Origin of the sequence: Streptomyces sp. 4F14 (assembly GCF_048159485.1) — a bacterium.
Taxonomy (GTDB): Bacteria; Actinomycetota; Actinomycetes; order Streptomycetales; family Streptomycetaceae; genus Streptomyces.
The window spans coordinates 19,474-32,253 of the sequence record NZ_JBLRVY010000006.1 but is presented as its reverse complement, the minus strand read 5'-3'; the positions used below and the strand labels follow the sequence as shown (position 1 = coordinate 32,253).

The 12,780-nt window shown below is 72.3% G+C and carries 11 protein-coding genes and 1 pseudogene; 7 read left to right on the top strand and 5 right to left on the bottom strand.

The window, feature by feature from the left end; genetic code table 11:
- Nucleotides 1-118 precede the first annotated feature (118 nt).
- Nucleotides 119-1,117 carry an alpha/beta hydrolase family esterase gene (locus ACLZOT_RS11540; protein WP_416968717.1) on the top strand — a complete coding sequence of 333 codons (999 nt, stop codon included), beginning with the start codon at nucleotides 119-121 and terminating at the stop codon, nucleotides 1,115-1,117.
- Here ACLZOT_RS11540 and ACLZOT_RS11535 read toward each other — a convergent pair.
- Nucleotides 1,071-2,261 (bottom strand): sensor histidine kinase, encoded by a 1,191-nt coding sequence (locus ACLZOT_RS11535; RefSeq protein ID WP_416968716.1) that lies wholly within the window; start codon nucleotides 2,259-2,261, stop codon nucleotides 1,071-1,073. The genes ACLZOT_RS11540 and ACLZOT_RS11535 overlap by 47 nt on opposite strands.
- A 156-nt stretch (nucleotides 2,262-2,417) precedes the next feature.
- Nucleotides 2,418-3,875: an MFS transporter gene (locus ACLZOT_RS11530; protein ID WP_416968715.1), complete on the bottom strand. Its 1,458-nt coding sequence runs from the start codon at nucleotides 3,873-3,875 to the stop codon at nucleotides 2,418-2,420.
- A gap of 275 nt (nucleotides 3,876-4,150) precedes the next feature.
- On the opposite strand from ACLZOT_RS11530, the gene ACLZOT_RS11525 reads away from it, so the two are divergent.
- Together ACLZOT_RS11525 and ACLZOT_RS11520 are read left to right on the top strand one after the other, a co-directional pair.
- A complete protein-coding gene (locus tag ACLZOT_RS11525) occupies nucleotides 4,151-4,804 on the top strand; it encodes a TetR/AcrR family transcriptional regulator (RefSeq protein ID WP_416968714.1) in 654 nt (217 codons plus the stop codon).
- 54 nt (nucleotides 4,805-4,858) lie between these two features.
- A pseudogene (locus ACLZOT_RS11520) lies at nucleotides 4,859-4,969 on the top strand (hypothetical protein); the annotation flags it as partial.
- Between the two features lie 53 nt (nucleotides 4,970-5,022).
- Here the strand turns inward: ACLZOT_RS11520 and ACLZOT_RS11515 are convergent.
- Nucleotides 5,023-6,135: an alpha/beta hydrolase gene (locus ACLZOT_RS11515; protein ID WP_416968713.1), complete on the bottom strand. Its 1,113-nt coding sequence runs from the start codon at nucleotides 6,133-6,135 to the stop codon at nucleotides 5,023-5,025.
- 402 nt (nucleotides 6,136-6,537) lie between these two features.
- On the opposite strand from ACLZOT_RS11515, the gene ACLZOT_RS11510 reads away from it, so the two are divergent.
- Genes ACLZOT_RS11510 through ACLZOT_RS11495 form a run of 4 tightly spaced genes read left to right on the top strand, consistent with a single transcriptional unit; the run spans nucleotide 6,538 to nucleotide 10,188 of the window.
- Nucleotides 6,538-7,413, top strand: coding sequence for an ABC transporter permease (locus ACLZOT_RS11510; protein ID WP_416968712.1), 876 nt, complete (start codon nucleotides 6,538-6,540; stop codon nucleotides 7,411-7,413).
- Nucleotides 7,414-7,455: 42 nt separating this feature from the next.
- Nucleotides 7,456-8,505 carry an ABC transporter substrate-binding protein gene (locus ACLZOT_RS11505; RefSeq protein WP_416968711.1) on the top strand — a complete coding sequence of 350 codons (1,050 nt, stop codon included), beginning with the start codon at nucleotides 7,456-7,458 and terminating at the stop codon, nucleotides 8,503-8,505.
- Nucleotides 8,492-9,304 (top strand): ABC transporter ATP-binding protein, encoded by an 813-nt coding sequence (locus tag ACLZOT_RS11500; protein ID WP_416968710.1) that lies wholly within the window; start codon nucleotides 8,492-8,494, stop codon nucleotides 9,302-9,304. The genes ACLZOT_RS11505 and ACLZOT_RS11500 overlap by 14 nt, the downstream gene beginning before the upstream one ends.
- Complete coding sequence (locus ACLZOT_RS11495; RefSeq protein WP_416968709.1) at nucleotides 9,301-10,188, top strand: TauD/TfdA dioxygenase family protein; 888 nt, start codon at nucleotides 9,301-9,303, stop codon at nucleotides 10,186-10,188. The genes ACLZOT_RS11500 and ACLZOT_RS11495 overlap by 4 nt, the downstream gene beginning before the upstream one ends.
- Before the next feature lie 312 nt (nucleotides 10,189-10,500).
- On the opposite strand, the gene ACLZOT_RS11490 is transcribed toward ACLZOT_RS11495, so the two are convergent.
- Together ACLZOT_RS11490 and ACLZOT_RS11485 are read right to left on the bottom strand one after the other, a co-directional pair.
- Nucleotides 10,501-11,418 carry a helix-turn-helix transcriptional regulator gene (locus tag ACLZOT_RS11490; protein ID WP_416968708.1) on the bottom strand — a complete coding sequence of 306 codons (918 nt, stop codon included), beginning with the start codon at nucleotides 11,416-11,418 and terminating at the stop codon, nucleotides 10,501-10,503.
- 127 nt (nucleotides 11,419-11,545) lie between these two features.
- Nucleotides 11,546-12,697: an FAD-dependent oxidoreductase gene (locus ACLZOT_RS11485; RefSeq protein ID WP_416968707.1), complete on the bottom strand. Its 1,152-nt coding sequence runs from the start codon at nucleotides 12,695-12,697 to the stop codon at nucleotides 11,546-11,548.
- Nucleotides 12,698-12,780: the final 83 nt, after the last annotated feature.

Here is a 12,780-nt window from a genome sequence, read left to right as displayed (position 1 = left end):
ACGCCGGTGAACGGCGGGTCCTGGTCTGGTCGGACGATTCCCGCGTCACGCACGATCCCCTGAGAACGGTACGCACCATCTGGCCCTCCCTGACCCTTCTTCCCGGAAGGCGACCACGATGCTCCGACGCCTCTCCCACCTCCTCCTCGTGCTGACGGCGGGGCTCGCCGTCACACCCCCGGCGCAGGCCGCGGCCGAGCCGCGCTGTGCCGCCCCCGCCGGTACCGTGACCGTCCCCGTCACCTCGGCCGGCACCACCTACCCGGTGTCGGTGTACGTGCCGCAGGGGTACACGGGGCGCCGCGCCGTCCCCCTGGTCCTCAACCTGCACGGAAGCGGCTCCAACGGCGAGAACCAGCTCGCGATCAGCGGCATGCGGCAGACCGCCGACCGCGGCGGCTTCCTGGTCGCCGTACCCGACGGCGGTGTGCCGCAGCCGGGAACCCCGGACGGACACACCTGGGTCATCCCCGGAGTCCCCAACACCTCCGGGCAGTTCCCCTCCCCGGACGACCGGGACGACGTCCGCTTCCTCGCCGACACCATCGACGCCGTCGCCGCCCGCCTCTGCGCCGACGAGAGCCGCGTCTACGCCACCGGGTTCTCGGGCGGGGCACGCATGGCCTCCCTGCTCGCCTGCCGGCTGCCCGACCGGATCGCCGCCGTCGCCCCCGTCGCGGGCCTGCGCGCGGGCAACCCCGGCCCCGCCGGCCCCGACCCCGCCACCTGCGCTCCGTCCCGTCCGGTTCCCGTCCTGGCCTTCCACGGACAGGCGGACACGGTGAACCCGTACGACGGGGGCGGTGCCGGCTACTGGCAGTACTCCGTACCGGCCGCCTACGGCCGATGGGCGGCGCTCGACGGGTGCCGGGGGAAACCCCGCGACCGCGAGCTGACCGAACACGTCACCCTCACGACCAGCCGGCCGTGCCGCGCCGGGGCCGAAGTGAGCCTGTACACGATCTCCGACGGTGGCCACACCTGGCCGGGTTCCCCTTATCCGGACGCCTTCCCGGAGCTGGGGAAGGTGTCCTACGAGGTGAACGCGAGCGACGTGATGTGGCGGTTCTTCACGCGGCATCCGCTGCGTCCGGATAAGGCAGCGGAAGGTCGCTGACGACCTCGAACCCGCCCTCGGGCCGGTGCCCGGCGCGCAGCCGGCCACCGACCGAGCGGGCCCGCTCGTGCATCCCGAGCAGCCCGTAGCCGGTGGTCGTCGGACCGGCGGGACGCCGGGTGCCGGAGTCGGCGACGGTGAGTCTCAGGTGCCCCTGCGCGAAGGCGAGCCGCACCTCCGCGCGGGCCGTGTCCGCGTGCTTGGTGACGTTCGTGAGGGCCTCCTGGACGATCCGGTACACCGCCAGACCGATGGGGGCGTGCACCGGCAGGGGCTCCCCCTCGGTGACGACGGTGACCGTCAGCCCGGCGCTGCGGAAGGAGGCGGCGAGGTCGGCGAGACGGTCGAGCCCCGGGCCGTCCTGCTCGTCCGGCACTGTGCCCGGGTCACGCAACAGGCCGACGGTGGCCTTGAGTTCGTCGAGCGCGAGCGTCGCGGTCCCGGCGAGATCAGCCGAGACCCGGCCGGCCTCCTCGGGCCGGGTGCGCACCAGGCGGGACACGGTCCGGGCCTGGAGATGAGCCAGCACCATGTGGTGCGCGACGACGTCGTGGAGGTCGCGGGCGATGCGCAGCCGCTCCTCGGCCACCCTCAGCCGCGCCTCCTCCTCCCGTCTGCGCTCGGCGTGCTCCGCGTGCGCCTCCACCAGGGCGAGGTACGCCAGGTGGTACCGCCGGGCGCTCCCCAGTGCCGTCGGCAGCAGCAGCCAGGCCGTCGGGCCGATCAGCCTGAGGAGCGGGGGGACTTCGCCGGGGCCGAACAGGAGTCCGGTCGCCGAGATCAGCGCGATCACGCAGAGGGCGTGGCCGTAGGCGACCCGGCGGGGGGCGGTGGCCGCCAGGGAGTGCAGGGCGACCACCAGGGGGCCGAGGAGCAGCACGGTGGGGATGTAGCCGAGGGCGGTCACCACGACCGCGCCCAGCGCGGTGAGTGCCACCGTGGCGCGCGGACGGCGCTGCCGACCGGCCAGCGCCGCACAGCCGAGGCCGGTCAGGACGACGCTGGGCCACCAGGAGACGTCCAGGTCGTCGCTCGGGATCGTGATCATGCTGCCGGGAAAGGAACAGGCGAAGAGCGTGACGAAGAGCGCGGCCTCGGCGATGCGGGGGTGGGCGTTCGGAGAGCGGTAGCGGGCGTCGAGCATGGGGAGTCCTGTCCGCGGGGCCGTCCGCAGGGAAGGACGGCGCGGTGTCCGTGCGTGGGGGGAGGGGACGGGGACGGGAGGGCCAGGTCGTGCGGGGATGCCGTACGGGCCGGCGCGCGGGCCCGTACGGGGAGCGCGCCGGCCGAGGGGGCGGGCCTATGCCTTCTGCGCGGGGGCGGGTGCGTGGGCGGCACCCGCGTCCGTGGCGAGGGACTGCCGCTGGCGCGGGAGGAGGGAGGAGAGCAGGAAGGCCACCAGGGCCGCGCCGCAGCCGATGCCCATGATCACCTTGAAGGAGTTCTCCGAGGGCAGTGCGTGCCCGGCGAAGTCGGTGGTCATCTGGGCGAGGATCACGCCGGTCGCGGCGCTGGCGATCGAGGTGCCGATGGACCGCATCAGCGTGTTGAAGGCGTTCGCCGAGCCGGTCTCGGAGACCGGGACCGCGCCCATGATCAGCATGGGCAGGGCGCCGTAGGCGAAGCCGATGCCGATGCCGATGACGCAGGAGATGAAGATCAGCTGCCAGATCTCGCTCATCATGAAGATGTTGAGCGCGTACCCGGCGGCGACGATGAGGGCGCCCAGCATCAGGGTCAGCTTGGGGCCCTTGGCCTGGGAGATCTTCGAGGAGAGCGGGGCGGCGACCATCACGATCAGGCCCTGCGGCGCGAGCACCAGGCCGACGGTGAGGAGGTCCTCGCCGAGGCCGTAGCCGGTCTGTTCGGGGAGCTGGAGGAGCTGCGGGACGATGAGCTGCATCGCGAAGAGCGAGAACCCGAAGGCGAGCGCGGCGAGGTTGGTGAACAGCACCTGCGGGCGGGCGGTGGTGCGCAGGTCGACCAGCGGCTGGCTGGTGCGCAGCTCCAGGAAGCCCCAGGCGAGGAAGATCACGACGGCGCCGGCGAACAGTCCGAGGGTGGTGCCGCTGCCCCAGCCCCAGTCGCCGCCCTTGGAGATCGCGAGCAGCAGGCAGACCAGCCCGCCCGCGAGCCCGGCGCTGCCGGCCAGGTCGAAGCGCCCGCCGCTGCGCACCTTCGACTCGGGCACCAGCAGCAGCACGGTCACCGTGGCGATCGCGCCCAGGACGGCGGACGCCCAGAACAGCATGTGCCAGTCGAAGTTGTCGGCTACGAACGCGGCGATCGGCAGTCCGAGCGCGGCGCCGATGCCGAGCGAGGCGCTCATCAACGCGGTGGAGGAGGCGAGCTTCTCGGCGGGGAGCTCGTCGCGCATGATGCTCAGGCCCAGCGGGATGACACCGGCCGACAGGCCCTGGAGCAGACGGCCGATGATCATCGGGGTGAGGGAGTCGCTCAGGGCGACGATCGTCGAACCGGCCGTCAGCATGACGAGGCTGGTCAGCAGCATCAGCCGCTTGCCGTACATGTCGCCGAGGCGTCCGGCGATCGGGGTGGCGACGGCGGCGGCCAGCAGGGTCGCGGTGACCGCCCAGGCGGTGTCGGAGGCCGGCGCGTCGAGCAGTTCGGGCAGCTCGGGGACGATCGGGATGACCAGCGTCTGCATCAGGGAGACGACGATCCCGGCGAAGGCCAGGACAGCCACGATCACGTTCGATGAGGGTGGCGCGGAGGACTGTGTGGGGGTCTCGGACATGGCTGGTCTCCGTCTGGACGGGTGATGGATGACCCGAAGGGATTAAGTCAACGGGTTGATTTAAAATGTACGCCTGGGGGTGGGCACGTACAAGTCGGGCTGGCTGAATCCCGTCGTAACGGAAGGTGTGGGGAGCGTGGAGAGCGCCGGCGTGAACCGGTCGCCTCATTGCGTAGGCTTTCGTCCGCTTGTCCTCGCCGCCCCGGCCGAGGGCCCGCACGGTCTGGGGGACGGGCCGGTGCGGAGTCGTGTGATGTCCCGAGCGGGTGGTGATGATGGCGAGCAGGACGAAGCGGGACGAGCAGGTCACCGCGACGCGTGAGGCGCTCCTGGACGCGGCGGAGCGGCTCTTCGCCGAGCACGGAGTGCACGCGGTGGCCAACCGCCAGATCAGTCTGGCCGCCGGGCAGGGCAACAACGCCGCGGTGAGCTACCACTTCGGCACCAAGATCGACCTGGTGCGCGCCCTGGTGCGACGGCACGCGGAAGGGATAGAGGCTTTCCGGCAGCGCATGGTCGCGGACGTCGGCGACTCCGCCGAACTGCGGGACTGGGTGGCCTGTGCGGTGCGTCCGGTCATCTCGCACGTGGAGTCGCTGGGCACTCCGAGCTGGTACGGCCGGTTCATCGCACAGGTCACGGCCGATCCGGCGCTGCGCGCGGTCGTCTCCGAGGAGTTCGCCGCGGCCTCGCCGTCGATGGATGGACTCCAGGAGGGCCTGTTCCGGCTGCTGCCCGAACTGCCGGACGGGGTGCACGAGGAGCGTTCCGCCATGACGCGGCACCTCATCACCCAGATGGTCGCCGAGCGGGAGCGGGCCGTCGCGGACGGCAGGGCGACCGCTCGGGCCAGCTGGCGGGAGGCCGCGAACGGGCTGATCGACGCGATCACGGCCCTGTGGCAGGCGCCGGTCGTGCGCGAGGACTGACGGGCGCGGCCGGCGCCTGCCGGGTTCTGTCCCGGGGCCCGGCCCCGAACGTGGATGACCGTCGCCGCCGACATCCTCGGCGAACGCCGTGCCTTCGCCCCGATCCCCTGCTTCTGGAGCGACCAGTACGACACCCGCATCCAGGCGTACGGCGTCTTCCCCGCCGACGCCGAGGCCACCGTCGTCAACGGCAGCCCGGAGAGCCGCACCCCGTTGCGTCAGGCGAGGTTCTTCGTGAAGAACGCGTCGAGCCGGTCGAACGGGATGACGTCCTTGCGGTCGTACAGGTCGACGTGGTCCGCGCCGGGGACGACCAGGAGGTCGACGGCTTCGGGGGCCGTCTTCTGGACGTCCTCGGAGTAGTAGCGGGAGTGCGCCTCGGAGCCGGTCACCAGGAGGGCCCTGCGGGGTGCGAGGAGGTCGATGTTCGTCATCTGCCGGTAGCCGAAGAACGACATCGGCGTGGTCCCGGTCCACGCGGTGGTGGAGTTGACCGAACGGGGGTGGTAGCCGCGCCCGGTGCGGTAGTAGTCGAAGAACATCGCCGTGATCGGGTCGGCGTCCGCCGGGAGGGTCTCGGGCAGACCGCGGTCGGAGGGAGCGACGTTGCCGTTCTCGTCGAAGGGGATCTCCGCGGAGAGCCGCGCGTAGGTGCCGTTCTCGGCGTCGATCCAGCGCTGCCGGCCGAGGTGGTCCACGATCTTCTGGCGCTGCTCACGCGTGTAGTAGTCCTGGTAGCCGCGGGACATGGCGCGCGACATGTCGTACATCGCGGCCGTGGCGACCGCCCTGATCCGGCTGTCCGCGGCCGCCGCCGTGAGGGCCATGCCGCTCAGGCCGCAGATGCCCTGCGCGCCGATCCGCTTACGGTCGACGAACTTCCGCAGGCCGAGGAAGTCGACGGCGGCGCTCCAGTCCTCGGTGTTGATGTCCGGCGAGCCCACGTCGCGCACCTTGCCGCCGCTCTCCCCGGTGAAGGAGGGGTCGAAGGCGAGGGTGACATAGCCGCGGCGGGCGAATTCGTTGGCGTACAGGCCCGAGACCTGTTCCTTCACCGCGCCGAACGGACCGCTGACCGCGAGGGCGGGCAGCTTGCCCCGGGCGTTCCTCGGCACGTACAGGTCACCGGCGAGTTCGATGCCGTAGCGGTTCGTGAACCGTACCGAGGTCCGCTTGACGTTCTTGTCCAGCGCGAAGGTGTAGCCGCCCTTGCCCCTTCCCTCTCCGGCGGCGCCCGCGCGGGCGGTCTCCGCGCCGAAGGCGGGCGTGGCCGTGAAAGTGGCGGCGGCGCCGGTGGCGGCGATCAGGCCGAGCGCTTTGCGACGTTCCATGGAAGGGACCTCATATCCGGGTCGGTACGGGGAAGATGCGACGGCCGGTGGTGTCATGGCCGAGGCACGGATTCCAGGAAACCGGCCCCGCGCCGGACGAGGCAGGTCGGGTTTATGGGGGGTACCGGCTCAACCTCCCTTTTCCGGCCCGCCCCTGAGGCCGCGCGAGGTGCGTTCCCCGGCCCCGCCGCCCCGCGTTCCGGAGAGTGGACGCCCCTTGGCGGCCCGCCCCGGTTGCTGTACACATGTGCCTCATGAATTCCGAGCCCTTGGTGCGACGCCTGGTCATCGACCTGTGCCGACGCCCGGGTTCGTGTTGTCGCTGACCCGGCCTCCGCCGACGCGCCCTGTCCGAGGGTGCGTCGTGTCTCCGTCCGGCACCACTCTCGCCCGGGGTCAGCCATGTCCACGATTCCCTCTGTGTCCAAGCCCGATGACACCACGTCGCCTGTCGACGCACCGCCCCCGTCCCGCAGGCCGTCACCCGCCGTTCGGGCCCGGCTGCGCCGTGCCGCGCTGCCGCTCGGCTCGCTCCTGCTCTTCCTCGCCCTGTGGCAGCTGCTCGCGGCCGGCGGGACGTGGAGCGAGACGCTGGTACCCCCGCCGGCCAAGGTGTGGGACGCGTTCGTCGAGGTCTCCACCACCCACGACGGCGTACGGGGCTACAACGGCACCACCCTCGTCGAGCACCTCGGCGTCAGCCTGCGGCGCATCGCGCTCGGCGCCGGCCTCGGCATCGCCGCCGGGGTCGTCCTCGGGCTGCTCATGGGGACCGTCGGCTGGGTGCGCTCCCTGTTCGAACCCTGGATCACCTTCCTGCGGACGCTGCCGCCGCTGGCGTACTTCTCGCTGCTCATCATCTGGCTGGGCATCGACGAGGAACCGAAGATCACGCTGCTGGCCGTGGCCGCCTTCCCGCCCGTGGCGGTGTCCACCACCGCGGCCGTCGCGGCCGTGCCGAAGAGCCTGACCGAGGCGGCGCGTGCGCTCGGGGCGTCGCGGTGGGACGTCGTCCGGGACGTGGTCCTCCCGTCGGCCCTGCCGGAGACGCTCACCGGGGTCCGGCTCGCCGTCGGGGTCGCCTACTCCTCCCTGGTCGCCGCCGAGCTGGTCAACGGGCTGCCGGGCATCGGCGGCATGGTGAAGGACGCCGCCAACTACAACAACACCCCGGTCGTGGTCGTCGGCATCATCGCCATCGGCGTCTCCGGTCTGATCATCGACGGGCTGCTGCTGTGGCTGGAACGCGCGGTCGTTCCGTGGCGCGGTCGCGCGTAGCACTTCCGGTTCCGTCCCCCCTCCCACAGAAACGGCCCCCTCATGCCCCCTGCCCTGCACGGCCCGTCCCGCCGGCTCCTCCTCGCCGGCGCCCTGGCCGCCGTCTCCGCCGCCGTCACCGGCTGCTCCTCGGACAGCGCGTCGTCGGCGTCCGGCGCCGAGCGGCTGCGTATCGGCTACTTCGCCTTCCCCAGCGGCGACCTGCTCGTGAAGAACGGGAAGCTGCTGGAGAAGGCGCTGCCGGACCACGAGATCAGCTGGATCAAGTTCGACTCCGGCGCCAGTGTCAACCAGGCGTTCCTCGGCAAGTCCCTCGACATCGCGGCCCTGGGCTCCAGCCCGTTCGCCCGTGGTGTGTCGGGGAGTTCACCCATCCCGTACAAGGTCGCCTGGATCCTCGACGTCGCGGGCGAGAACGAGGCCCTCGTGGCGCGCAAGGCCACCGGGATCACGGACGTCGCCGGGCTCAAGGGCAAGAAGATCGCCACCCCCTTCGCCTCGACCTCGCACTACAGCCTGCTCGCGGCGCTGGAGACGGCCGGACTCAAGCCGTCCGACGTCCAGCTCATCGACCTCCAGCCGCAGCCGATCCTCGCCGCCTGGCAGCGGGGCGACATCGACGCCGCGTACGTCTGGCTGCCGACCCTCGACGAACTGCGCGAGACCGGCACCCAGCTCACCAGCAGCAAGGAGGTCGGCGCGGCGGGCAAGCCGACCCTCGACCTCGCCGTCGTCTCGGACGACCTCATCGCCCGCAACCCCGCCGCGATCGACGCCTGGCGCAAGGCACAGGCCCAGGCACTGAGCCTGCTCAAGTCCGACCCCGACGGCTCGGTCAGGGCGGTGTCGGCGGAACTCGGCATCAGCGCGGCGGACGCCAGGGCGCAGCTCTCGCAGGGCGTGTTCCTCACCCCGGAGCAGGTGGTCTCCGCCGACTGGCTGGGCACCGACGGCAGCCCGGGCAAGCTGCTCACGTACGTCACCGACACGGGCCGGTTCCTGGCCGCCCAGAAGCAGGTCGACGGCGCACCCTCCGAGGACGCGGTCCGCGAAGCCTTCTACCTCAAGGGGCTGCCCGGTGTCCTCAAGTGACCTGACCGGAGCCGTCCGCCTCGACCAGGTCACCCACCGGTACGGCCGGGGCGGCGAGGCCGTCACCGCCGTAGGACCGGTCGACCTGACCGTACCGGCCGGGCAGTTCCTCGTCCTCGTGGGCGCCTCGGGCTGCGGCAAGAGCACGCTGCTGCGCCTGATCGCGGGCTTCGAGCGGCCCACGCACGGCTCGGTACGGGTCGCCGGCAGCGAGCCGCGTCCCGGTGACACGGCCGGTGTGGTGTTCCAGACGCCCCGGCTGTTCCCGTGGCGGACCGTGCGGGGCAACGTCGACCTGGCGCTGCGGTACGCCGGGGTGCCGCGCGCCCGATGGCCCGAGCGGCGCGGGGAGTTGCTGGCCCGGGTCGGCCTGGAGGGCACCGAGGCGCGGCGCGTCTGGGAGATCTCCGGCGGCCAGCAGCAGCGCGTCGCCATCGCCCGCGCCCTGGCCGCCGAGAACCCGCTCCTCCTGCTCGACGAACCCTTCGCGGCGCTGGACGCGCTCACCCGGGAGCGGCTCCAGGAGGACGTCCGCCAAGTCGCCGGACGGACCGGGCGGACCACGGTGTTCGTCACGCACTCGGCGGACGAGGCCGTGTTCCTCGGCTCCCGCATCGTGGTCCTCACCAAGAGCCCCGGCACCGTCGCCCTCGACCTGCCCATCCCCCTGCCGCGCGGCGACATCGACGCCGAAGAGCTGCGCGGCTCCCGCGAGTTCGCCGAACTGCGGGCCCGCGTCGCCCACGCCGTCAAGGCCGCGGCGTCGTCACCGATCCCTTCCGGAAGGACACCCAGGTGAGCATCCTCAGCGAGCGGCCCGCCCTGGCGGAACTGCCGATCACCGCACTCGGCCCGAACTTCGGCGCCGAGATCCACGGCATCGACCTCGGCCGGCTCGACGACGACCAGATCCTCGCCCTGCGCGAGGCACTCGTGGCGTACAAAGTGCTGTTCGTCCGCGGCCAGCACCACCTCGACGACACCGCGCAGATCGACTTCGGCCGGCGCCTGGGCGAGGTCACCGTCGGACACCCCGTCCACGACTCCGGCGACGTCGCCCCCGAGGTGTACTCCCTCGACAGCCAGGACAACGGCTTCGCCGACGTGTGGCACACGGACGTCACGTTCGTACGGCGTCCCCCGGCGATCTCCGTCCTGCGGGCCGTCGTCCTGCCGCCCAACGGCGGCGACACCAACTGGGCCGACAGCCAGCTCGCCTACGAGTCGCTCTCGCCGGGGCTGCGGGCGTACGTCGACACCCTCACCGCCGTCCACGACGGCAGCCGCGAGTTCGGCTACTACCTCGCCCAGCGCAGACAGGGCCAGGGCAACCTGTGGGAGGGCGAGGTCTTCACCGAACTGACCCCGGCCGAACACCCCGTCGTACGGGTCCACCCCGAGAGCGGACGCAAGGGCCTCTTCGTCAACCCCGGCTTCACCTCCCACATCACCGGCGTCTCCGAACACGAGAGCCGGGGCGTCCTCGACATCCTGTACGCCCACCTCACCAAGCCCGAACACGTCGTACGCCACCGCTGGCAGCCCGGCGACGTCGCCCTCTGGGACAACCGCAGCACGGCCCACTACGCCAACCGCGACTACGGCGACCAGCACCGGGTCATGCACCGCATCACCCTGCGCGGGGACGTTCCGGTGGGGCCGGGGGCGGCGCGCGCACGGTGAGAGCCGCCGCACGGGCGGATCAGTACCTCGGGAGTGCTGGACGAGGTACTGGCGCTGACGCCCTGGTGCTCGGCGAACCAGATCCGCCCCCGGCGGGAGCGGCTTGAGTTCGCCGCCGGTGAACCGCGTGTCGCCGCTCGGCCAGGGGGACACGTCGGCCCACTCCGGTGACGATGTAGCCCGGCTCCACCGCCGGGTTGCGGGACTCCGTACCTCGGCGACCGCGATCCCCGTGACCGGTTCGCCGGCCTTCGGGGGAGAACACGAGCGGGCGCGGCAGGACCTCGCCTTACCGGAGGTAGGTGCCCGGTGTCACCGGGACGGGCGGTGGGTCTCGGGGCTCTCGTCGTTCTGCCGGGCGGGGGTGGCCGCCCAGCTCGCGAGGAGCTTGAGGCGGTCCTCGTCGGGGGTCCCCGGCTCGGCGGTGTAGATGGTCAGGGAGTGTGTCTCGCGGGCCGAGATGGGCAGGTCCAGCGGCTGGTAGGTCAGCTCCAGCAGGCCGACCTCGGGATGGTGCAGGCGTTTGACGCCGCCGTGGTGGACCCGTACCCGGTGGGTGGCCCACTGGGTACGGAACTCGGCGCTGACCGTGGACAGTTCCCCGACGAGCTCGCGCAGCGCCTTGTCGTCGGGGTAGCGGCCCGCCTCGGCGCGCAGGAGCGCGGCAGTGGTGGCGGCGCCGCCCTCCCAGTCGTCGGCGAAGTCGCGGGAGGTGTCGTCGAGGAACCAGAACCGGGCGAAGTTGGGCCGTCCGCGCCGGTCCGTGGTGGGGCTGGCGTACAGGGGGGAGAACAGGGCGCGGGTGAGCGCGTTGGCGGCGACGATGTCCAGGCGGCTGTTGGTGACGTACGCCGCGGACAGGGTCATGGAGTCGAGGAGCCACTGGATGCGGGGCGGGACGTCGACGGCTTTGCGGCGGCGCCGGGTCGCGGGGCCGGGCTGCGCGGCCTTGGCGAGGTCGAAGAGGTAGGTGCGCTCGTCGTCGTCCAGCCGCAGCGTGCGGGCCACCGCGTCGAGGACGTCCTCGGAGACGCCGCCGATGTGGCCCTTCTCCAGCCGGGTGTACCACTCGGTGCTCACTCCGGCGAGGATCGCGACCTCCTCACGGCGCAGCCCCGGCACCCGGCGCCGGCCGCCGGCGGGCAGCCCGACCTCCTCCGGCGTGAGCTGGGCACGCCTGCGGGCCAGGAAGTCACGGATGTCGTCGCGGTTGTCCGGGCGAGGGTCCATACGTCCACGGTAGCCACCGTTCCCGGACGGAAGGGGGTCGAGCTTGTACCCCCCCATAACCTCGACGCGGTGGCCGATGCCGAGGGGCGAGCGGCCGAATCGGTACGCCGAGTCGCGGGGGCGCGGCTCAGCGTCCGGTGTCGAACTGCTCCAGCAACGCCAGGAACCGCCGGCCCCCGTCGGGGGAGATCATGAGGGCGAGATGGCGGGAGGCGGTCTCGGCCTCCGGGAGGACGTACGCGTGCATCGCCTCCTCGTACGCCGCGATCGCCGCCGCCGGGTCGCCCGGGTGCCGCGCGATCGTCAGGGCCAGTTCCGCGCCGTCCAGCATCGCGAGGTTCGCGCCCGCGCCGGCGAAGGGGGACATCAGGTGGGCGGCGTCGCCGATGAGGGTGACGCCGGGCCGGCTCTCCCAGCGCAGGCCGACGGGGAGTTGTGTGATCGGGCGGGGGAGCAGGGTGTCGTCGCAGTGCCGGATGAGGTCCGTGAGCCGCGGTGACCAGTCCGCGAAGTACGACAGGAGCGCGGCGCGGGCCTCGTCCGGGCGGTCGAAGGGGATGCCCGAGGCGGTCAGCCAGTCCTCGGGGGTGCGCAGGGCGACGTACGTACGGATCATGCCGTCGCCGTTGCGCTGCGGCATGATCCCCTTGTCGTCGCCCAGGGCGTAGAGGCTGCCCCGGCCGACCAGTTCGGCGATGGCCGGGTGCGTGCGGTCGGCGTCCGTGATGCGGAGTTCGACGAAGTTGACGCCGCTGTGGGCCGGGCGGGCGTCGGTGAGCAGGGGGCGGACGCGGGACCAGGCGCCGTCCGCTCCGACGAGGAGGTCGCAGGTCTCGGCGGTGCCGTCCGCGAAGCGCAGTTCGTGGCGGCCGTCGGGGAGGGGGGCGGCCTCCGTGAGGCGCTTGCCCCAGCGGATCGTCTCCGGGGCGACGGAGTCCATGAGGATGTCGCGCAGCGTGCCCCGGTCGATCTCGGGGCGGTCCATGTCGTCCGCCCCCGCGGTGTCCTCGCGCAGCAGCGTGCCGTGCTTGTCGAAGAGCTTCATGTCCTGGCCCTCGGGGCGGACCGCGTCGAGGAACCGGTCGGTGAGCCCGGCTTCCTTCAGGGCGCGCTGGCCGGACTCCGGGTGCAGGTCGAGGGTGCCGCCCTGGCTGGGGCGGGCGTCAGGGGCGGCGTCGGCCTCGTAGAGGACGGCCTCGATGCCGTGGACCGCCAGGACGCGGGCCAGAGTGAGGCCGCCGAGACCGCCGCCGACGATGGCGGTACGGGGGGAGGGCATGGGGGGGCTCCGATCTGGGCTGTCGGGGGAGGAGTGCGGCCACGAGGACCCCCACCAGAAAAACATGAGCGACTACAAAAGTG

Bases quoted from the DNA above. Each gene is read 5' to 3' on its own strand.
- ACLZOT_RS11530 (WP_416968715.1), bottom strand. From the start codon at position 3,875: ATGTCCGAGACCCCCACACAGTCCTCCGCGCCACCCTCATCGAACGTG.
- ACLZOT_RS11540 (WP_416968717.1), top strand. From the start codon at position 119: ATGCTCCGACGCCTCTCCCACCTCCTCCTCGTGCTGACGGCGGGGCTC.
- ACLZOT_RS11505 (WP_416968711.1), top strand. From the start codon at position 7,456: ATGCCCCCTGCCCTGCACGGCCCGTCCCGCCGGCTCCTCCTCGCCGGC.
- ACLZOT_RS11485 (WP_416968707.1), bottom strand. From the start codon at position 12,697: ATGCCCTCCCCCCGTACCGCCATCGTCGGCGGCGGTCTCGGCGGCCTC.
- ACLZOT_RS11510 (WP_416968712.1), top strand. From the start codon at position 6,538: ATGTCCACGATTCCCTCTGTGTCCAAGCCCGATGACACCACGTCGCCT.
- ACLZOT_RS11515 (WP_416968713.1), bottom strand. From the start codon at position 6,135: ATGGAACGTCGCAAAGCGCTCGGCCTGATCGCCGCCACCGGCGCCGCC.
- ACLZOT_RS11525 (WP_416968714.1), top strand. From the start codon at position 4,151: ATGGCGAGCAGGACGAAGCGGGACGAGCAGGTCACCGCGACGCGTGAG.
- ACLZOT_RS11490 (WP_416968708.1), bottom strand. From the start codon at position 11,418: ATGGACCCTCGCCCGGACAACCGCGACGACATCCGTGACTTCCTGGCC.
- ACLZOT_RS11535 (WP_416968716.1), bottom strand. From the start codon at position 2,261: ATGCTCGACGCCCGCTACCGCTCTCCGAACGCCCACCCCCGCATCGCC.